At 68.0% G+C, this 20,226-nt stretch carries 18 protein-coding genes; 11 read left to right on the top strand and 7 right to left on the bottom strand.

The genetic code is table 11. The annotated features are described in order from the left end of the window. Positions 1-9 precede the first annotated feature (9 nt). Positions 10-1,650, bottom strand: coding sequence for an acyl-CoA carboxylase subunit beta (locus A5775_RS00440; protein WP_067245561.1), 1,641 nt, complete (start codon positions 1,648-1,650; stop codon positions 10-12). Between the two features lie 77 nt (positions 1,651-1,727). On the opposite strand from A5775_RS00440, the gene A5775_RS00435 reads away from it, so the two are divergent. From A5775_RS00435 to A5775_RS00425, 3 genes are read left to right on the top strand one after another with little or no spacing between them, the layout of a single operon-like run. Continuing rightward, complete coding sequence (locus tag A5775_RS00435; RefSeq protein WP_067245557.1) at positions 1,728-3,275, top strand: FAD-binding protein; 1,548 nt, start codon at positions 1,728-1,730, stop codon at positions 3,273-3,275. 17 nt (positions 3,276-3,292) lie between these two features. Then, positions 3,293-4,117 carry a biotin--[acetyl-CoA-carboxylase] ligase gene (locus A5775_RS00430; RefSeq protein ID WP_067245553.1) on the top strand — a complete coding sequence of 275 codons (825 nt, stop codon included), beginning with the start codon at positions 3,293-3,295 and terminating at the stop codon, positions 4,115-4,117. 41 nt (positions 4,118-4,158) lie between these two features. After that, entirely contained in the window at positions 4,159-4,677 is a 519-nt protein-coding gene (locus A5775_RS00425) for a PH domain-containing protein (RefSeq protein ID WP_067245549.1), read from the top strand. On the opposite strand, the gene A5775_RS00420 is transcribed toward A5775_RS00425, so the two are convergent. Continuing rightward, complete coding sequence (locus A5775_RS00420; RefSeq protein WP_067245546.1) at positions 4,632-5,291, bottom strand: GtrA family protein; 660 nt, start codon at positions 5,289-5,291, stop codon at positions 4,632-4,634. The genes A5775_RS00425 and A5775_RS00420 overlap by 46 nt on opposite strands. A 110-nt stretch (positions 5,292-5,401) precedes the next feature. Here A5775_RS00420 and A5775_RS00415 point away from each other — a divergent pair, with 110 nt between their 5' ends. From A5775_RS00415 to A5775_RS00390, 6 genes are all read left to right on the top strand, one after another. Beyond that, positions 5,402-6,748 (top strand): 5-(carboxyamino)imidazole ribonucleotide synthase, encoded by a 1,347-nt coding sequence (locus tag A5775_RS00415; protein ID WP_082952818.1) that lies wholly within the window; start codon positions 5,402-5,404, stop codon positions 6,746-6,748. After that, positions 6,735-7,262: a 5-(carboxyamino)imidazole ribonucleotide mutase gene (gene purE, locus A5775_RS00410; protein WP_067245539.1), complete on the top strand. Its 528-nt coding sequence runs from the start codon at positions 6,735-6,737 to the stop codon at positions 7,260-7,262. Before A5775_RS00415 ends, purE begins: the two co-directional genes overlap by 14 nt. 24 nt (positions 7,263-7,286) lie before the next feature. Then, a complete protein-coding gene (locus tag A5775_RS00405) occupies positions 7,287-8,456 on the top strand; it encodes an acyl-CoA dehydrogenase (protein ID WP_067245530.1) in 1,170 nt (389 codons plus the stop codon). 254 nt (positions 8,457-8,710) lie between these two features. After that, complete coding sequence (locus A5775_RS00400; protein ID WP_156660526.1) at positions 8,711-9,856, top strand: PP2C family protein-serine/threonine phosphatase; 1,146 nt, start codon at positions 8,711-8,713, stop codon at positions 9,854-9,856. Beyond that, the gene (locus A5775_RS00395) at positions 9,853-11,451 is read left to right on the top strand and encodes a CHASE3 domain-containing protein (protein ID WP_067245523.1); all 1,599 of its coding nucleotides are present in this window, start codon (positions 9,853-9,855) and stop codon (positions 11,449-11,451) included. The genes A5775_RS00400 and A5775_RS00395 overlap by 4 nt, the downstream gene beginning before the upstream one ends. Continuing rightward, positions 11,448-11,888 carry a response regulator gene (locus A5775_RS00390; RefSeq protein ID WP_156660524.1) on the top strand — a complete coding sequence of 147 codons (441 nt, stop codon included), beginning with the start codon at positions 11,448-11,450 and terminating at the stop codon, positions 11,886-11,888. Before A5775_RS00395 ends, A5775_RS00390 begins: the two co-directional genes overlap by 4 nt. 4 nt (positions 11,889-11,892) lie before the next feature. Here A5775_RS00390 and pstA read toward each other — a convergent pair whose 3' ends face one another. From pstA to A5775_RS00365, 5 genes are read right to left on the bottom strand one after another with little or no spacing between them, the layout of a single operon-like run. After that, positions 11,893-12,741, bottom strand: a complete 849-nt coding sequence (pstA, locus tag A5775_RS00385) for a phosphate ABC transporter permease PstA (protein WP_067245516.1) — start codon at positions 12,739-12,741, stop codon at positions 11,893-11,895. 1 nt (position 12,742) lies between these two features. Further along, a complete protein-coding gene (gene pstC / locus A5775_RS00380; protein WP_067245710.1) occupies positions 12,743-13,768 on the bottom strand; it encodes a phosphate ABC transporter permease subunit PstC in 1,026 nt (341 codons plus the stop codon). A 22-nt stretch (positions 13,769-13,790) separates the two neighbouring features. Continuing rightward, complete coding sequence (gene pstS / locus A5775_RS00375; RefSeq protein WP_156660522.1) at positions 13,791-14,918, bottom strand: phosphate ABC transporter substrate-binding protein PstS; 1,128 nt, start codon at positions 14,916-14,918, stop codon at positions 13,791-13,793. Positions 14,919-14,958: 40 nt separating this feature from the next. Beyond that, positions 14,959-16,080 (bottom strand): phosphate ABC transporter substrate-binding protein PstS, encoded by a 1,122-nt coding sequence (gene pstS, locus A5775_RS00370; protein WP_067245512.1) that lies wholly within the window; start codon positions 16,078-16,080, stop codon positions 14,959-14,961. Between the two features lie 37 nt (positions 16,081-16,117). Continuing rightward, complete coding sequence (locus A5775_RS00365) at positions 16,118-16,912, bottom strand: ATP-binding cassette domain-containing protein (protein ID WP_067245508.1); 795 nt, start codon at positions 16,910-16,912, stop codon at positions 16,118-16,120. Between the two features lie 187 nt (positions 16,913-17,099). On the opposite strand from A5775_RS00365, the gene pstS (A5775_RS00360) reads away from it, so the two are divergent. Together pstS (A5775_RS00360) and A5775_RS00355 are read left to right on the top strand one after the other, a co-directional pair. After that, positions 17,100-18,206 carry a phosphate ABC transporter substrate-binding protein PstS gene (pstS, locus tag A5775_RS00360; RefSeq protein ID WP_067245504.1) on the top strand — a complete coding sequence of 369 codons (1,107 nt, stop codon included), beginning with the start codon at positions 17,100-17,102 and terminating at the stop codon, positions 18,204-18,206. Between the two features lie 32 nt (positions 18,207-18,238). After that, positions 18,239-20,224: a serine/threonine-protein kinase PknD gene (locus A5775_RS00355; RefSeq protein ID WP_067245500.1), complete on the top strand. Its 1,986-nt coding sequence runs from the start codon at positions 18,239-18,241 to the stop codon at positions 20,222-20,224. Positions 20,225-20,226: the final 2 nt, after the last annotated feature.

Genomic DNA, 20,226 nt, shown 5'->3' with positions numbered 1-20,226 from the left:
TCACTCGACTCACAGCGGAATGTTCCCGTGCTTCTTGGGGGGCAGGTGGGCGATCTTGCGTTCCAGCAGGCGCAGCGCCGTGGCGATGTAACCGCGGGTGTGCGATGGCGGGATGACCGCGTCGACGTATCCCCGCTCGGCGGCGACGTACGGGTTGACCAGGGTGTCCTCGTACTCCTGCTGCAATTCCAGGCGCAGCGCGTCGACGTCCTTGCCCTCCTTGGCCGCCTCCTTGAGCTGCTGGCGATAGACGAATCCGACGGCGCCGGAGGCCCCCATCACGGCGATCTGCGCCGTGGGCCAGGCGATGTTGACGTCGCAGCCCATGTCCTTGGAGCCCATGACGCAGTAGGCGCCGCCGTAGGCCTTGCGGGTGATGACGGTGATCTTGGGGACGGTGGCCTCGCCGTAGGCGAACAGCAGCTTGGCGCCGCGCCGGATGATGCCGTTGTATTCCTGCCCGGTGCCCGGCAGGAAGCCCGGCACGTCGACCAGCATGATGATCGGGATGTTGAAGCAGTCGCAGGTGCGCACGAACCGGGCCGCCTTCTCCGAGGCGTTGATGTCCAGGCAGCCGGCGAACTGCGTGGGCTGGTTGGCCACGATCCCGACCGGCCGGCCCTCGATGCGGCCGAACCCGACGACGATGTTCTGCGCGTAACCCCCCTGGACCTCGAGGAATTCGTCGTCGTCGAGGATGCGGGTGATCACCTCGTGCATGTCGTAGGGCTGGTTGGGCGAGTCCGGGATCAGCGTGTCCAGCTCGAGGTCCTCGTCGGTGAGGTTGTCCTCGATGGCACCCGCGGGATGCGGCTCGGCGTAGCGGGGCGCGTCGGTGGCGTTGTTGGGCGGCAGGTAGCTCAGCAGGTCGCGAACCCAGTCGAAGGCGTCCTGCTCGCCGGAGGCGACGTAGTGCAGGGTGCCCGACTTGGCCATGTGGGTGTGGGCGCCGCCGAGCTCCTCCATGGTGACGTCCTCGCCGGTGACGGTCTTGATGACGTCGGGCCCGGTGATGAACATCTGGCTGGTCTGGTCGACCATGACCACGAAGTCGGTCAGGGCGGGGGAGTACACGTGCCCACCGGCGGCGGCGCCCATGATCAGCGAGATCTGCGGGATGACGCCGGAGGCCAGGATGTTGTTGCGGAAAATCTTGCTGTACAGGCCGAGCGAGACGACGCCCTCCTGGATGCGGGCTCCCGCGCCGTCGTTGATGCCGATCAGCGGGCGTCCGGTCTTGATCGCCAGCTCCTGGATCTTGACGATCTTCTCGCCGTACACCTCGCCGAGGCTGCCGCCGAACACCGTGGCGTCCTGGCTGAAGATGCACACGTCGCGGCCGTCGATGGTGCCGTAGCCGGTGATCACGCCGTCGCCGAGCGGGCGGTTGTTTTCCAGGCCGAAGTTCTTGCTGCGGTGCTTGGCCAGCGCGTCGAGCTCGACGAACGAGTCCTCGTCGAGCAGGGCGAGGATGCGCTCGCGGGCGGTCAGCTTGCCCTTGGCGTGCACCTTCTCGACGGCCTGTTCACCCACCGGGTGCAGCGACTCTTCCCGGCGCTTGTGCAGTTCGGCCAGCTTGCCCGCGGTGGTGTGGATGTCGATGGTGTGTTCGGCAGCAGGCTCCGCGGTGTGGTCGGTAACGCTCGTCATAGGAATCGAGCTTAGCGGCGGTAATCGCCGCGGCCGCATCAAGCCCGGGCGGGCGGTTCGGTCGGTACCGTGATCGCGTGGTCGACTGGGCGCGGGAATGCGACGTACTGGTCGCGGGATCGGGTGGTGGCGGCGTGACCGGCGCGTACACCGCGGCGCGCGAAGGCCTCGACGTGCTCCTGGTCGAGGCCACCGGCAAATTCGGCGGCACCACGGCGTACTCCGGCGGGGGCGGCGTCTGGTTCCCGTGCAATCCGGTGCTGGTCCGCGCCGGCACCGACGACACCATCGAGGACGCGCTCACCTACTACCACGCCGTGGTCGGCGACCGCACCCCGCGCGAGCTGCAGGAAACCTATGTCCGCGGCGGCGCCGGGCTGATCGAGTACCTGGAGGCCGACCCGAGCCTGAAGTTCGTGCCGCTGCCCTGGCCCGACTACTACGGCAAGGCGCCCAAGGCGCGCCTCGACGGTCAGCGTCACATCGCCGCCAAGCCGCTGGCGGTGGCCGCCGCCCCCGAATTCCGTGACGCGATCCGCGGGCCGCTGGACACCGACCGGCTCGGCGCCGCGCCGCCGTCGGACTACTACATCGGGGGCCGCGCCCTGATCGCCCGATTCCTCAAGGCCATCGGCCAGTACCCGACCGCGACGCTGCAACGCGACACCGCCCTGGTCGAACTCGTGCGGTCCGACGGCCGGGTCACCGGGGCGATCGTCGAGACCGGCGGGCAGCGCCACGCCATCGGTACCCGCCGGGGCGTGCTGCTGGCCGCCGGCGGCTTCGAAGGCAACGACGAGCTGCGCCACGCGTACGGGGTGCCGGGTAGTTCGCGAGACACCATGGGCGGCCCGGGAAGTCGCGGCCTGGCGCTGCAGGCCGGCATCGCCGCGGGCGCCGACACCGATCTGCTGGATCAGGCGTGGTGGTCGCCGGGCATGACCCACCCCGATGGCCGGTCCGCCTTCGCGCTGTGGTTCACCGGCGGCATCTTCGTCAACCAGGACGGCGACCGGTTCGTCAACGAGTCCCGGGCCTACGACCGGGCCGGCCGCGAGATCATCGCGCAGCTGCACGACGGGTCAATCACGTTGCCGTACTGGATGATCTACGACGACAAGGAGGGCGAGGTGCCGCCGGTCAAGGCCGCCAACGTCTCCCTCGTCGAGACCGAGAAGTACGTCGCCGCCGGCCTGTGGCATACCGCGGACACCCTCGAGGAACTGGCCGACAAGATCGGGGTGCCCGGTGAGCGGCTGGCGGCAACGGTGTTGCGGTTCAACGGTTTTGCCGCCTCCGGCGTCGACGAGGACTTCGGGCGCGGCGACGAGGCATTCGATCGCGCGTTCTCGGCGGGCGCGTCGCCGCTGGTGCCCATCGACCGCCCGCCCTATCACGCCGCGGCGTTCGGCATCTCGGACCTGGGCACCAAGGGTGGCCTGCGCACCGACGCCGCGGCGCGGGTGCTCGACACATCCGGCGAACCGATCGCCGGCCTGTACGCGGCGGGCAACACGATGGCCGCACCCAGCGGCACCGCCTATCCCGGCGGCGGCAACCCGATCGGAACGAGCATGCTGTTCAGCCACCTGGCCGTGCTGGACATGCGCGACCGTCGGCCCTGAGTTCTAGGCTGGGTCCGGTGACAGACCGAGATCAACTCCGAGCACCACTGGACGCCGCCGCGCTGCGCGCCGAGTTGATCGGCACCGGGCTGGGCTGGCGTCAGCTCGACGTCGTCGAGCAGACCGGCTCCACCAACGCCGACCTGCTGGCGCGCGCGTCGTCGGGCGATGACGTCGCCGGGGCCGTGCTGATCGCCGAGCACCAGACCGCCGGGCGCGGACGGCACGGCCGCGGCTGGTCGGCCACCCCGCGCGCGCAGATCACGATGTCGGTCGGAGTCAGCGTCGTCGACGTCCCGACCACCGGGTGGGGCTGGCTGCCGCTGGCCACCGGGGTGGCGGTGGTCGACACCGTCGCCCCGTTGCTGGAAGGCGCCGGGGCCCGGGTGGGGCTCAAGTGGCCCAACGACGTGCTGGCCGGGCCGGCGGATTCGCCGGGCAAGCTGGCCGGAATTCTTGCCGAAGTGGCAAAGCCGGTCGTGGTTATCGGCTTGGGGCTCAACGTGACTCAGGCCGCCGACGAGATCGACGGCCCGGGCGCGACGTCGCTGCTCGACCTCGGCGTCGCGGCGCCCGACCGCACCCGGCTGGCGTCCGCGCTGCTGGTCGAGCTCGGTCGGCGCATCGTGGCCTGGCGCGCCGCGCGCGGGGCCGACTGGGCGCTGGCCGCCGACTACCGGGCGCGCAGCCTGACCCTCGGCGCCCGGGTGCGCGCGCACCTGCCCGGCGGCAAGCAGATCGACGGGACCGCGACCGCCATCGACGACCAGGGCCGGCTGTGCCTGGACAGCGGCGGACAGACTGCCGTCGTCGCGGCCGGCGATGTGGTGCATTTGCGCTAGTTGGCCCGGGTTGTCGCGTCGCGCAGCTAAGGTCGGCGGGCATGGGCTATCCGGACAATGTGCTGGCCGCCGGCGAGCACGTCATCGTGCACCGCCACCCGCACTGGAAGCGATTGATCTGGCCGGTGCTGGTATTGCTCCTGACGACCGGGCTTGCGGCGTTCGGCTCCGGTTACCTGAACTCGACGCACTGGGAGCAGCTCGCCAAGAACATCATCTACGGCGTCATCTGGGGGATCTGGCTGGTGATCGTGGGCTGGCTGACGCTGTGGCCGTTCGGAAGCTGGCTGACGACCCATTTCGTGGTGACCAACCGGCGGGTGATGTTTCGGCACGGGGTGTTGACGCGCACCGGCATCGATATCCCGCTGGCCCGGATCAACAGTGTGGAATTTCGCGACCGGATCACCGAGCGAATGTTCCGCACCGGGACACTGATCATCGAATCGGCGTCACAAGATCCGTTGGAGTTCTACGACATTCCGCGGCTGCGCGAGGTGCACGCGCTGCTATATCACGAAGTCTTCGACACCCTGGGTTCCGAGGAATCGCCCAGCTGACCCAGGCGCCCGGCCCGATTACGCCAGGCGCGCAGCAACGTGACGTTGCCGCCCTCGATCTCGTCCTCGAAGATCTCGGCAATACCGCCGGCGGTGAGGGCGGATTCCAGGACCTTGTCGGGAGTGCGGACAAACTGGTCGGGAAATACCCAGCGCCGAAACGCCCAGAAGCGGAACGCCATCTGCAACAGGTTTCCGATGATGTAGGCCGAGATGAAGTCGGCGACGTTTTCCGCCGCCAGCGACACCGTCGGCTCGCGCAGCTGCAACACGTAGCTGGAGAACCACAGCGGCGCCATGGAAAGCAGCACCCCCACGCCGCTGAACGCGAAGAACAGCAGCGCCTCGTGGTGACGCTCGCGCCCGCCACGGTTGCGGAAGCTCCATTCCCGGTTCAGTACGTAGGACGCGATGACCGCCACGATGCCGGCGATCACCTTCGCGGTCACCGGTTTGGGTTCAAGAATTGTCAGCTTGAGCGTGTAGAAAATCGCCGAGTCGATGACGAACGTGGTACCGCCGACAATGGCGAATTTGATCAGTTCGTGGTGGCGTAGCAAATAGGGCTGCAAAACCCTTGGCAGACGCGCGATCGTGGCTTCGGCGAAGGACACAACACGTCAGTGTACGGACGGACACAAATTCGACGCAAAATTGTCCATAACGATTCGGTGTCAGGCCCGGTCAACACGCTTTTGGCGTCGGTTTGTCCCGCCGTGACACCATGATGGCCGTGCCGAGTACACGCCCGCCGGGCGCAGCCCCCCTCGAAACGCCGCCCGCGGCTGCCCGCGCCGTTCCCCGGGCCACCCCCGTCGTCGCGATGGTCGGCGGCGGCCAGCTCGCCCGGATGACCCACCAGGCGGCGATCGCTCTGGGGCAGACGCTGCGGGTGTTGGCCACCGCCGCCGACGAATCGGCCGCGCTGATCGCGCCCGACGTCGTGATCGGTTCGCACACCGACCTCGAAGACCTGCGCCGGGTGGCCGCGGGCGCCGACGTGCTGACCTTCGACCACGAGCATGTGCCCACCGAGCTGCTGGACAAGCTGGTCGCCGAGGGCGTCAATGTGGCGCCGCCGCCGCAGGCGCTGGTGCACGCCCAGGACAAGCTCGTGATGCGTCGGCGGTTGGAGGCCCTCGGCGTCCCGGTGCCCCGCTATGCAGAGATCCGAAGCGTCGACGAACTCGATGCCTTCGCGCGCGAGATCGCCGGCCCCGTGGTGGTCAAGGCGATCCGCGGCGGTTACGACGGGCGCGGGGTGCGGATGGCCCGCGACCCCTCGCACGCCCGCGAGATCGCGGCCGCGTTTCTGGCCGACGAGGTGCCGGTGATGGCCGAGGAGCAGGTGAACCTGCGCCGCGAACTGTCGGCGCTGGTGGCGCGGTCGCCGTTCGGCCAGGGCGCGGCGTGGCCGCTCGTCGAGACCGTGCAGCGCGACGGGATCTGCGTGCAGGTGATCGCCCCCGCGCCGGGCCTGCCCGACGACCCCGAAAACCTGGCCGCCGACGCGCAGCAGCTGGCCCTGCGGCTGGCCGGCGAGCTCGGGGTGGTCGGCGTGCTCGCGGTCGAGCTGTTCGAGACGGTCGAGGGGGCGCTGCTTGTCAACGAGCTGGCGATGCGGCCGCACAACTCGGGGCACTGGACCATGGACGGGTCGCGCACCAGTCAGTTCGAACAGCATCTGCGCGCGGTGCTGGACTATCCGCTCGGCGACACCGACGCCATCGCGCCGCTGACCGTGATGGCTAACGTGCTGGGCGCCGCGACACCGGCCGCGATGTCTCTCGATGAGCGGCTGCACCATCTGTTTGCGCGGATGCCGGACGCCCGCGTCCACCTGTACGGCAAACAGGAACGCCCCGGCCGCAAGGTCGGCCACATCAACTTCGTCGCCTCCGGGCCGGCGGATCAGCCAAACGTGGCGAAGCTGCGGGAACGCGCCGAGTTGGCGGCACACTGGTTGTCACACGGGCAGTGGACGGACGGATGGGATCCGCACGCCGGCGACGATAAGCAGAGCAGTGCGATCGGAAAAGGCGGGAGAAGCGGCGTAGATGACCACGGGTAGCACTCAGCAGGCTCGGGTCGGTGTGATCATGGGCAGCGACAGCGACTGGTCGGTGATGCAGGACGCGGCGGCCGCGCTGGCCGAGTTCGACGTACCCGCCGAGGTCCGGGTCGTCTCGGCGCACCGCACCCCCCAGGTGATGTTCGACTACGCCCGCGACGCCGCCGGGCGCGGCATCGAGGTGATCATCGCCGGGGCCGGGGGAGCGGCGCACCTGCCCGGAATGGTCGCGGCGGCGACGCCGCTGCCGGTGATCGGCGTGCCGGTGCCGCTGGCGCGCCTCGACGGCCTGGACTCGTTGCTGTCGATCGTGCAGATGCCCGCCGGGGTGCCGGTGGCGACGGTCTCGATCGGCGGCGCCCGCAACGCCGGCCTGCTCGCCGTGCGCATTCTCGGGTCGTCGGACCCGGCGCTGCGGGCGCGCATCGTCGACTTCCAGCAGCACCTGGCCGAGAGCGTGCGGGCCAAGGATGCGGCGCTGCAGCAACGTCAGGGTAAAGTTACCGGCGAGTAGCAAGGAGATGAGGAGGCGCTCACGATGGCTGGATGGGCCGGAAACCCCGACTTCGATCTGTTCCAACTTCCCGAGGAGCACCAGGAGTTGCGGGCGGCGATCCGGGCGTTGGCGGAGAAGGAGATCGCCCCGCACGCCGCCGACGTCGACGAGAACTCCCGTTTCCCGCAGGAGGCGCTGGAGGCCCTGAACGCGTCGGGGTTCAACGCCGTGCATGTGCCCGAGGAGTTCGGCGGGCAGGGCGCTGATTCGGTCGCGGCGTGCATCGTCATCGAAGAGGTCGCCCGCGTCGATGCGTCGGCGTCGCTGATCCCCGCGGTCAACAAGCTGGGCACGATGGGCCTGATCCTGCGCGGCTCCGATGAGCTGAAGAAGCAGGTGCTGCCGTCGGTCGCGGACGGCTCGGCGATGGCGTCCTATGCGCTGTCCGAGCGTGAGGCCGGCAGCGACGCGGCCTCGATGCGGACCCGGGCCAAGGCCGACGGGGACGACTGGATTCTCAACGGCGCCAAGTGCTGGATCACCAACGGCGGCAAGTCGAGCTGGTACACGGTGATGGCGGTGACCGATCCGGACAAGGGCGCCAACGGGATCTCGGCGTTCATGGTCCACCGCGACGACGAGGGTTTCACCGTCGGCCCGAAGGAAAAGAAGCTGGGGATCAAGGGGTCGCCGACCACCGAGCTGTACTTCGAGAACTGCCGCATCCCGGGGGATCGGATCATCGGCGAGCCGGGTACCGGCTTCAAGACCGCGCTGGCGACGCTGGATCACACCCGGCCCACGATCGGCGCCCAGGCGGTCGGTATCGCGCAGGGCGCGCTGGACGCCGCCATCGCCTACACCAAGGACCGCAAGCAGTTCGACCGTCCGGTCAGCGACAACCAAGGTGTGCAGTTCATGCTCGCCGACATGGCGATGAAGGTGGAGTCCGCGCGGCTGATGGTCTATCACGCCGCCGCGCGCGCCGAGCGCGGCGAATCCCACCTGGGCTTCATCTCCGCGGCGTCGAAGTGCCTGGCCTCCGACGTCGCGATGGAGGTCACCACGGACGCGGTGCAACTGTTCGGCGGCGCCGGCTACACCGTCGATTTCCCCGTCGAGCGGATGATGCGGGACGCCAAGATCACCCAGATCTATGAGGGCACCAATCAGATTCAGCGCGTGGTGATGTCGCGGGCGCTGCTGCGCTGATCGTTTCGCGGGGCTGTTGGGAAAACGCCGTCCGCACCGCATAGGATCGCCACGGCGCGTGAAGTCCAAGCCGACGGTCGGTAAACAGTCACCGGCTATCTCGTCGGATCGCCGCCACCGAGCAAGGGTCTTATCGCGGCCAGGGGGACTGCAGTGCGGAACGTGACTTCCCACACCCGTCGACAGATGGCCGGGAATTGATCCCGGCGCGTGCGGCGGTCACGCCGCCCGCGCAGCGGCAGTCACCGCAGCCGTTGTCGTTGCTCTTGGTCGAGGACGACCGCGCCGACGCGGTCCTGGTGGAAGACCTGATCACCGACGCCGTCACCGACACCCGGGTCGTGTGGGCCAAATCGATGGCGGACGCGGAACGTGAGCTGGAATCCGCCCGACCCGACTGCGTGCTGCTGGATCTGCACCTGCCCGACGCCAGCGGGATCGACGCGCTGGACCGCGTCGCCAAGCTGGACGCCACCGTCCCGATCGTCGTGCTGACCGGCCTGAACGACGAGTACTTCGGGGCGTCCGCGGTCGCCGCCGGTGCCCAGGACTACCTGGTCAAGGGCCGCGTCGAGCCGGAAATGCTGCGCCGGGCGCTGCTGTACGCGATCGAGCGCAAGCGCGCCGAGCTCATCGCCGCCGATCTGCGCGCGAGCCAGCTGCGGACCCGGGAGAACGCACTGCTGGAACGCGGACTGCTGCCCTCCCCGCTGCTGCTGGACAACCCGGGCGTCGACATCGTCGCCCGATACCGGCCCAGCCGCGAAGACGCCCTGCTCTGCGGTGACTTCTACGACGTCATCCAGACCCCCGACCGGATCGTGCACGTCCTGATCGGCGACGTCGCCGGGCACGGCCCGCACGAGGCCGCCCTGGGCGCGGCGCTGCGGATCGCGTTTCGGACGCTCACCTTTGCGGGCGTGCACGGCGTCGACGTGATGCGGCAGCTGGAGCGGGTGCTGTATTCGGAACGCACCGGCACCGGCATTTTCGCGACCGTGCTCACGCTCGAGATCTCACCCGAGCGCCCGCGGGTCGGCGTCATCCGCGCCGGCCATCCGGGGATGCTGCTGCAGGGCGGCGGCGCGGTGGAGTGGGTGGAGCCGCCGGGCGGCCCGGCCCTGGGCCTGCGCGCCGGCGACTGGCCCCGCCACGAGCTGGAGCTGCCCGCGGGTCACGGCCTGCTGTTGCTGACCGACGGGCTCTACGAGGGATATTCGGGACAGGGAACCGAACGGCTCGGCGAGGACGGCCTGCTCGAGCTGGCCCGCTCGCACGCAAACCGACCCGGCCCGGCGTTCGTCGACGCCCTCATCGACGGCGCCCAGGAACTCGCCGAGCCGCGTGGGGGCCTCACCGACGACATCGCCGTGCTCCGGATCGAGAGGACAACGAGGTGAACGCGTTGCGCCAACTTCGGCTATCGCAACTCACCGTGCGCGGACTGCTGGCCCTCGTCCTGTGGGGTATGGGCGCAATGGTCCTCGTCTGGGCGGCGGTCGGCGCCTTGTTATTGCAACGCGCCGACGAGGTTTCGCGCCAGATGGGCGACCAGATACAGCCGGCGCGCGTCGCGGCGACCCACCTGCAGGCGGCATTGCGGGACCAGGAGACGGGCCTGCGCGGTTACCTGATCTCCGCCGACCGGCAGTTCCTCGCGCCGTATTACGACGGGCAACGCGCCGAACAGGCGGCCGCCGACGAGATTCGGCGGCTGCTGGGCGGGCGCGCGGGGCTGATGGCCGATCTGGAGGCCATTGAATCGGCCGCCTCCGATTGGCGAACCAGCTATGCCGAACCGGTCATCGCGGGAGTCACCCCGAAGGCTCCCACTGTCGTCAGCACCCCGACGGCCGACCTCGGCAAGGCCAAATTCGACCGTCTGCGAGTGCTTTTCGATACTCAGAACGCGCACCTGTCGGATGCGGCGACGAGTGCCGCCGACGAGCTCAACGACATCAACGGCTGGCGCGACTGGGTGCTGGGCGCCATGGTGTTGATCGTGTTGGGCTCAGCCCTGCTGCTGGGGTTGCTGAGTCGCGCCGCGATCACCCGGCCGATCGCGAATCTGGCCGCGGCTTGCCGCCGGATCACCCAGGGCAACTTCGACGAAACCATCTCGGCGCCCAAGCGGCCCAAGGATATTCGCAAGATGGCTATCGACGTGGAGAGCATGCGCAAACGCATGGTCGAAGAGCTCGACGTGTCCCGTTCGGCCCAAACCCTGCTCGATGAGCAGACCGCCGAATTGCGCCGCTCCAACACCGAACTCGAACAGTTCGCCTACGTCGCCTCCCATGACCTGCAGGAACCACTGCGCAAGGTCGCCTCCTTCTGCCAGCTGCTGGAGAAGCGATACAGCGACAAGCTCGACGAGCGCGGCATCGAGTACATCGGATTCGCGGTCGACGGCGCCAAACGCATGCAGGCGCTGATCAACGACCTGCTCACTTTTTCGCGGGTCGGCCGGCTGGGCACCACCGAAACCGAGGTGCAGCTCGACGCGACGCTCGACGCCGGCCTGGCCAACCTGGCCATCGCGATCGAGGAAACCGGCGCCGAGGTGGTGCGGCCGGCGGAGCCGCTCCCGCAGATCGTGGGCGATCCGATGCTGCTGACGATGCTGTGGCAGAACCTCATCGGCAACGCGATCAAGTTCCGGCACAAGGATCGCCCGCCCCGCGTCGTCATCGAATGCGCACCCGGCGACGGCACCCACGACGGCGAATGGTTGCTGAGCGTGTCAGACAACGGCATCGGCATCCCGGAGGAATTCTCCGACAAGGTCTTCATCATCTTCCAGCGGTTGCACGGCCGGGAGGTGTACGCGGGAACCGGTGTCGGCCTTGCGTTGGTAAAGAAGATCGTCGAACACCACGGCGGCACCGTGCGAATCGACACGTCCTACACCGAGGGGACGCGATTCGAATTCACGTTGCCCATGCCCGTGCCCGTCGAGCAAGACTCAGTCGCTTTGGAAGGAGCGCATCAGTGATGACCGAAGGCAGAGTGGTCGACATCCTGCTCGTCGAAGACGATCCGGGCGACGAGCTCATCACCCGCGAAGCGTTCGAGCACAACAAGCTCAAGAACAGGCTGCACGTCGCGCACGACGGCGAGGAGGGCCTCAATTACCTGTATCGGCGCGGTGAGTTCGCTGACGCGCCGCGGCCCGACCTGATCCTGCTCGACCTGAACCTGCCCAAATACGACGGCCGCCAGCTGCTGGAGAAGATCAAGTCCGACCCTGAGCTGGCGCAGATTCCAGTCGTGGTGCTCACCACCTCCTCGGCGGAGGAGGACATCCTGAAAAGCTACAAGCTGCACGCCAACGCCTACGTCACCAAACCCGTTGACCTGGACCAGTTCATGAAGGCGGTCCGGCAGATCGACGAGTTCTTCGTTCAGGTGGTGCGGCTGCCGACCGGCTGACGGGCTACCCGGATTCCGAGTGCCGCCGCGCGAACCAGGTGATCAGCCGACCGAGCATGATCAGCAGGAACACGAAGATGATCAGCAGGAACGCCGCGTCGTAGGACAGGTCGCGAGCCGTCTTCGACGGCAGGTTGTAGAACGTCCAGATCGGGTAGGTCAGGTAGCCAACCGGTGAGTCGGTGAGCTTTCCGCTCGGCGCCGAATTCGACCAGCCCGCCGTGTACAGCATCGGCGCCGTCTCGCCGACCGCCAGCGCGAGGGCCACCAGCAGACCGGTGACGATCCCGGGGATCGCCGACTTGAGCACGATCTTGCGCAGCGTCCAGCCGAGCGGCAACCCGAGCGCCTCGGCCCCCTCCCGGTAGGACGTGGGCACCTGAGCAAGCGCGGACTCGGTGGCCTTGGCGATGTACGGAATGCTCATCGCCGACAGCGTCAGCACCCCGGCCCCCAGGGAAAACCCCCATCCGAATTTCACCACCAGCGCCAGATAGCCGACGTAGCCGAGCACGATCGACGGGATGCCGGACAAGATCTCATAGGCACCCCGCAGGATGGAACGCGTTCTGCCGCCGGCGAATTCGGAGAGATAGATCCCGGTCAACACGCTGACGGTGCCCCCGACCAGCATGACGCCGACACCGATGACCACGGTGCCGATGATGGCGTTGCGCAGCCCGCCGCCGTTGCCGCGGGTGTTCTCGGTCAGGACACTCCACTTGAATACCGGCAGGGCCCGCCCGACGACTTCGATCAGCATCCACAGCGTCGGCACGACCACCACCGCCAGGCAGCACACGCAGGCGATCCAGAACAGCGCATTGACGACCTTGCGTCGGGCACCGACCATCTCAGACACCTCGTCCCACCGGCAGTGCGGTGCCCGACACCCGGCGCACCATCGCGCGGGCCGCCACGTTGGTCAGCAACGTGATCACCATCAACACCAGGGAGACCTCGGCGAGGGTCTTCACCGCGAAGTCGGTGAAGTCGGTCATCGCCGAATCCAGCTGCGACACAACGGTGGCGGCAATCGTGGTCATCGTCGCGTAGATATTGGTGGGCATCGCGCCCAGCACCGCGCCCGACACCATGGCGACGGCCATCGTCTCGCCCAACGCACGCCCCAACCCGAGGACCACCGCGCCGATGATGCCGCTTGACACCCACGGCAGGGTGACCCGCCGCGCGCACTCCCAGTCGGTCATCCCCAGCGCCACGGCGCCCTCGCGCGGCAGCACCGGCACCTGCCGGAGCAGGTCGCGGGTGGTGCTGGCGATGATGGGAATGACCATCACCGCCAGCACCAGGCCGGACACCAACAAACCCTCCCCGTTACCGGTGTTGCCCCGGAAGTAGTCGAGCACCGGCACGTCGGGCGCGTTGCGGGCGATCACCGGAGCCACGGAGTGGGCGATGAACGGCCCGAACGTCATTGCGCCCCAAAGGCCGACGATGACGCTGGGGATGCCGGCGAGCAATTCGAGCACCATCCCAATCGCCGACGCGAGACGCTTCGGCAACCGCTCCACGATCACCAACGCCGCCCCGATCGACACCGGCACCCCGATGATCAGGGCGATCGCCGAGGTCGCCAAGGTCCCGACGATCAGCGGCAACGCCCCGTAGTAGGCGCCGACCGGATGTCGGACGCCACGGGTGACGACGGCGTCGCCGTACGTGTTGCCGGGAATCCAGTCGGTGGCGGTGAAAAAGTGCAGGCCGTTGACCCTGATCGCGGGCAGCGCCTCGAGCAGCAGGGTCGCGAGCACAAACACGAGCGCGAGCAGCGGAACCACCGCGCCCACCGCACCCAGGGAACGGATGGCCAGGCCCGGGCGGCGCGCGCCGCGGACCCGCGCCAGCGCGCCACCCATCGTGAAGTCGGTCACCAAACCCCTACTGGCCGCTGATCTTCGCGATCTGGGCGTCCGATAACTTCGCCACCTCGGTCGGCAGCGGCTGGAAGTGAACCTTGTCCAGGAACGAGGCGTTGTTGCCGTCGGTGATCGCCCAGTGCAGGAAGGCCTGCAGCGTCTGGGCGGTGGCGCCATCCTTCTGGCCGCTGTTGACGATCGCGTACTCGTAGTTGACGATCGGGTACGCGTCGGCGGCAGGACCGTTGATCAGCGAGATCGCCTGGTTCGCCGGGGTTTTCGAGGCGAAGCCGGCGGCCGCGGCCTGGATGCTTTTGGCGTCGGGCAGCAGGTACTTGTCCGAGGCGTTGGCGAGCTGCGCCTCGCCGAGCCCCTTGCCCTGGGCCTGGTCGAGGAAGCTGATGCCGATGTAGGCCACGCAGCCCGGGGTGTCCGCGCAGCCGGTCACCATGCCGCCGTTGCCGTTCTCGCCCAGCGCGCCGGGCACCGTGGGGAAGGCGACCGTGGTGCCGAAACCGGGCGATTTGCCCCAGCCGTCGGGGTCCTGCTTGGACAGGTACTGGGTGAACAGGAAGGTGTCACCGGAACCGTCGGAGCGGTGCAGCGGAACCACCGGCGTGGCCGGCAGGTTCACGCCGGGGTTCAGCCCGGCGACCTGCGGGTCGTTCCAGGTTTTGACGGTGCCGTTGTACATGCCGGCCAGCACCTTGCCGTTCAGCTTGATGTGTTCGGTGACACCGGGCAGGTTGTAGTTGACCTGCTGCGCCGAAATGGCCAGCGCGATGTTCATCAGCCCCTTGTGCGCGGCCATGTCGCCCTCGGACAGGTAGGCGTCGGAGGCGCCGATCTCGACCGCCCCGGCCGCCGCCTGGGAGATCCCGGTCCCCGAGCCGGTGCCCTGGGTGGTGATCGTGACGTTCGAATACTTGTCGTGATAGGCCGGGCCCCACAGGTTGAACAGCGGGTACAGCAGCGTGCTGCCGGTCTCCGACAACGTCACCGGCGATGACGCCCACGTCGTCGCCACCGGGCCGCCGCCGCCACCCTGAGTCGGCGAACCGTTCTGCGAGTTCGAACCGCACGCCGCCGCGGCCAACACCAATGGTGCTGTCGCGGCCATCGCCAGCAACTTACTCAAACGAACTTTCACGTTCTTCTCCTTTTCCTTTGTGCGCCTTGCGTTACCGTGCTCATCCGCTGATCTTGGCGATCTGGGCGTCGGACAACTCCACCACCGGGTCCGGCAGCGGCTGGAAGTGAACCTTGTCCAGGAACGACGGGCCGTTGCCCTCGGTGATCGCCCAGTGCAGGAACGCCTGCAGCGACTGGGCCGTCGCACCGTCGCGCTGGTTCTCGTTGACGATCGCGTATTCGTAATTGATGATCGGGTACCCGTCGGGGGCCGGGCCGTTGATCAATGAGATCGCCTGGTTCGCCGGGGTTTTCGAGGCGACGGCGGCGACCGCGGCCGCAATGCTCTTGGCCTTGGGCAGCAGGTATTTGCCGGAGGCGTTGCCCAGCTTGGCCATGCCGAGCCCGTGCTGGTCGGCCTCGTCGAGCGAGCCGATGCTGGTGTAGGCCACGCAGCCGGGGTTCGCGGCGCAGCCGGTCACCATGGCGCCGTCGCCGTTCTCGCCCAGCGCGTCGGCCACCGCCGGGAAGGCCACCGTGGTGCCGAAACCGGGCGAGCGGCCCCAGCCGTCGGGGTCCTGCTTGGACAGGTACTGGGTGAACTGAAACGTGCTGCCGGACCCGTCGGAACGGTGCAGCGGGACCACCGGGGTGTCGGGCAGTTGCAGGCCGGGGTTGATGCCGGCGATCTGCGGGTCGTTCCAGGTTTTGATCGCGCCCTGGTACATCGCGGCCAGCACCTTGCCGTTGAGCTTGAGGTGCTGATGGACACCGGGCAGGTTGTAGTTGACCTGTTGCGCCGAAATAGCCAGCGCGATGTTCATCAGCCCCTGGTGCGCGGCCATGTCGCCCGCGGACAGGTAGGCGTCGGAGGCGCCGATGATGACCGCCCCGGCCGCGACCTGGGAGATCCCGGCGCCCGAGCCGCTGCCCTGGGTGGTGATCGTGACGTTCGGGTACTTCGCGCGATAGGCGGCGCCCCACTCGCTGAACAGCGGGTAGAGCAGCGTGCTGCCGGTCTCGGAGAGCTCCACCCTGGACGTCGCCGGCGCGGTGGCGACGCTGCCGGCGCGCGGCGCACCGCCCCTGGCGGTCTCGGCATGCGAACCGCAGGCGGTGATCCCCAGGGCCGGCGGCGCAATGGCCACCAGCCCCAGCAGCGTACCCAGACGACTCTTCACGTCCTCGCTTCCTCTTCCCCGGCGAGACCCTTTCCCGCTATTGGCTTTCCGCGACCTCGGCCGTGTGCGAGGAGCCCTGATCCGAGCCCTGTGCCGGCCGGAACGGCGCGAAGTAGCGGACGGTCTCCTCATGCTTCGGCGACAGGAACAACTGCTTGGTCGGCCCCTCCTCGACCAGCCTGCCCTCGAAAAAGAAGGCGGTCCGGTCGCCGGTGCGGGCGGCCTGCGCGAGATCGTGGGTCACCATGATCACGGTCAGCCGGTCGGCGAGGGACCGGATGAGCCCCTCGATCTTTTCGGTCGTGGTGGGGTCCAGCGACGACGTCGGCTCGTCGAGCAACAGCACGTCCGGGTTCACCGCGAGCGCGCGGGCCAGGCACAACAACTGCTGCTGGCCCCCGGAGAGCCGGAACGGGGAATCACCGAGCCGATCCTTGACTGCGTCCCAGAGGCCGACCTCGGTGAGCCGGGCCTCGGCGACATTTTTGAATTGCTTGCGCGGCGCTATCTTGTGCGCGCGCACGCCGGCCACCACGTTGTCCATGATCGACATCGGGAAGGGGTTGGGACGCTGAAACAGCATGCCCACGCTGCGGCGAAACTCCATCAGGTCGCGGTCGGAGAAGATGGTGCGCCCGCCCAACAAAACATCACCGCTGTGCCGGAATCCGGAGACCTTGTCGTTCATCCGGTTCAGGGTGCGCAGGAAGGTGGTCTTCCCCGAGCCGGTCGGACCCAGCAGGGTGGTGACGGAGCGGGCGGGGAAGTCGAGGCTGACCCGCTCGAGGACCGTTTTGGGACCGAACCCCAGGGTCAGGTCGACCGCCCGCATGAGCTGGCCACCATCATCGGCGACAGGAGCCGCATCTGCGGCCGGTAACTGTTGTTCGCGACGCATTGACAACCGATGCTACGTGTTTGCGCCCGGCGGGTCGTCACCGGCCATTCACCTCTTATTCTTTGTCAAGGGTTTGTATATTCGCGATTGGTTAACTTTTGTTGACGATCGAAGGAGTTTTGTGAGGTTCGCTCGATCTGGCGTCGCACTGAGCCTGGTAGCCACCGCCGCCCTCGCGCTCGCGGGATGCGGCGACAACAACTCGTCGTCGGGATCGAGCGCCAAGTCGGCGTCGGTGGACTGCGGCGGCAAGAAAGTGTTGAAAGACAGCGGCTCGACCGCGCAGCAAAACGCCATCGAGCAGTTCGTCTATGCCTACGTGCGGGCCTGCCCGGGTTACACGCTGGACTACAACGCGAATGGGTCCGGCGCCGGCGTGACCGAGTTCCTCAACAACCAAACCGATCTCGCGGGTTCCGATGTCCCCCTGGACCCGTCCACCGGCCAGAACGACCGGGCGGCGCAGCGATGCGGTTCGCCGGCCTGGGATCTGCCCACGGTGTTCGGGCCGATCGCGGTCACCTACCACCTCAGCGGGGTCAGCGGGCTGAAACTGGACGGGCCCACCGTCGCGAAGATCTTCAACGGCACCATCACCAAGTGGGACGATCCGGCGCTCAAGGCCGTCAACTCGGGCCTCAGCCTGCCGTCGACGCCCATCACGGTCATCTTCCGCAGTGACAAATCCGGCACCACGGCCAATTTCCAGAAGTACCTCGACGGCGCGTCGGACGGCGCCTGGGGCAAGGGCGGCAGCGAGACGTTCAACGGCGGCGTCGGGCAGGGCGCGAGCGGGAACAACGGCACGTCCGCGCTGCTGCAGAACACCGAGGGGTCGATCACCTACAACGAGTGGTCGTTCGCGGTGGGCAAGCAGCTGAGCATGGCTTCGATCATCACGTCGGCGGGTCCGGACGCGGTGCCGATCACCAAGGACTCCGTCGAGAAGACGATTGCCGGGGCGACCTTCAAGGGGCAGGGCAACGACCTGGTGCTGGACACCTCGTCGTTCTATAAGCCGACACAGTCGGGCGCGTATCCGATTGTGCTGGCGACCTATGAAATCGTCTGCTCGAAGTACCCGGACGCGGCGACGGGCACGGCCGTGAAGGCGTTCATGCAGGCCGCGATCGGGCCCGGCCAGGACGGTCTGGAGCAGTACGGTTCCATCCCGCTGCCCAGCTCGTTCACAGCGAAGCTGTCGAGCGCGGTCAATGCGATTTCCTGACGACGTGAAGGACAAGCGAAGGAGGCTCGACGGTGAGCGATAGCGGGCCGGCCGCGCGAGTCGGGTCCAGGTTCGGCCCCTATCGGCTGGTGCGACTTCTGCGCCAGGGCGGCATGGGTGAGGTCTATGAGGCCGAGGACACGCGCAAGCGCCGCATGGTGGCCCTGAAGCTGATCTCGCAGCAGTTCTCCAGCAACCCGGAGTTCCGCGCCCGCCTGCAGCGGGAGGCCGACATCGCGGGGCGGCTGACCGAACCGCATGTGGTGCCGATCCACGACTACGGCGAGATCGAAGGGCGCTTCTATGTGGAGATGCGCCTCGTGGACGGCGTCGACCTGGGCACGCTGTTGCATCGGGACGGACCGCTGGCCGCACCGCGGGCGATCGCCATCATCCGCCAGGTCGCCGCCGCGCTGGACGCGGCACACGCCGCCGGGGTGACGCACCGCGACGTCACACCGGGAAACATCCTGATCACCGGCAGCGACTTCGCCTACCTGGCAGATTTCGGCATCGCGCGGGCCGCGACAGATCCGGGGCTGACCCAGGTCGGGACCGCGATCGGGACGTATTACTACATGGCCCCGGAACGATTCACCGAGGATACGGTCACCCACAGCGTCGACATCTATTCGCTCGCCTGCGTGTTAAGTGAGTGCTTGACCGGCTCGCCGCCATACCGGGCCGACACGATCGAACGGCTGGTCGCCGCGCACCTGACGAAGACGGCCCCGCCGCCCAGCCAATTGCGTCCCGGCGCGTTTCCGCCCGCCCTGGATCAGGTCATCGCCAAGGGCATGGCCAAGCATCCCGAGGAGCGCTATCGCACCGCCGGCGAATTCGCCGCCGCCGCCCATGACGCGCTGACCACATCCGAGCAGCAGAAGGCCACCACGATCCTGCGCGAAGGGGAAAACGCGGCCCAGCGCGCGGAGGCATCCGGTCAGCGACCGGAGCGCGAGCCACAGTCATGGCCCGGCGCCGAGACCATGGCGGGTCCGGTGGCCCCGAGGGCGGGCGGCACCGGTTGGCCCGAGCGCTCCGGCGAGCACCCGTCGCTGATTCGCCCCGCACCAACGACATTCGGCCACGCCTACGGGCCCGGGCCGGACTTCAGGAGGCCCCCTGTGCAGATCGACAGCAAGCGAAAGCAGTGGATCATCGTCGGCGCCGTCGCCCTCGTCGCCCTCGTCGCTTTCATCTTGGCCGTCGCCGGTTACCTGTCCACGCGGTCCTCGGGGCCGCCAGAGCAGGCTTCCGGTCAAAGTGTGTTGCCGTTCAACGGCATTGACTTCCGCCTGTCCCCGGGCGGGGTGGCACTGGACAGCGCCGGCGACGTCTACGTCACCAGCGAAGGCATGTACGGCCGGGTGGTGAAGCTGACGGCCGGTTCGAACGCCACGACGGTGCTGCCGTTCCACGGGCTCTACCAGCCACAGGGTCTGGCCGTCGACGGGGCGGGCACGGTGTACGTCGCCGACTTCAACAACCGGGTGGTCAGCCTGGCCGCGGGCTCCAACGACCAGAAGGTGCTGCCGTTCACCGGTCTGAGCTATCCCGAGGGCGTCGCGGTCGACAGCCAGGGCAGCGTGTACGTCGCCGACCGCGGCAACAGCAGGGTGGTGAAGCTGGCGGCGGGATCCACGACCCAGACCGACTTGCCGTTCACCGGACTCAAGAACCCCGACGGCGTCGCCGTCGACGCCGCGGGCACCGTGTACGTCGCCGACACCGACAACAACCGGATCGTGAAGCTCGACGTCAATTCAAACACCCAGGCCGAGTTGCCGTTTCAAAATATCTCCGTGCCGTGGGGCATCGCGGTGGACAACAGCGGCACCGTCTTCGTCACCGAACACGACAAGAGCGACGTGCTGAAGTTCCCGGCGGGCTCGAACGCGCCGACCGTCCTGCCGTTCAACGGACTCAACACGCCCTTGGCGGTGGCGGTCGACAAGGACCGTAACGTCTACGTCGCCGACCGCGGCAACGACCGGGTGGTCAAGCTGACGCCGTGAGG

The sequence above is a fragment of the Mycobacterium sp. 852002-10029_SCH5224772 genome (assembly GCF_001667315.1).
Classification (GTDB): domain Bacteria; phylum Actinomycetota; class Actinomycetes; order Mycobacteriales; family Mycobacteriaceae; genus Mycobacterium.
The sequence above is the reverse complement of the archived record's forward strand: the minus strand, read 5'-3'. Positions and strand labels throughout refer to the sequence as shown.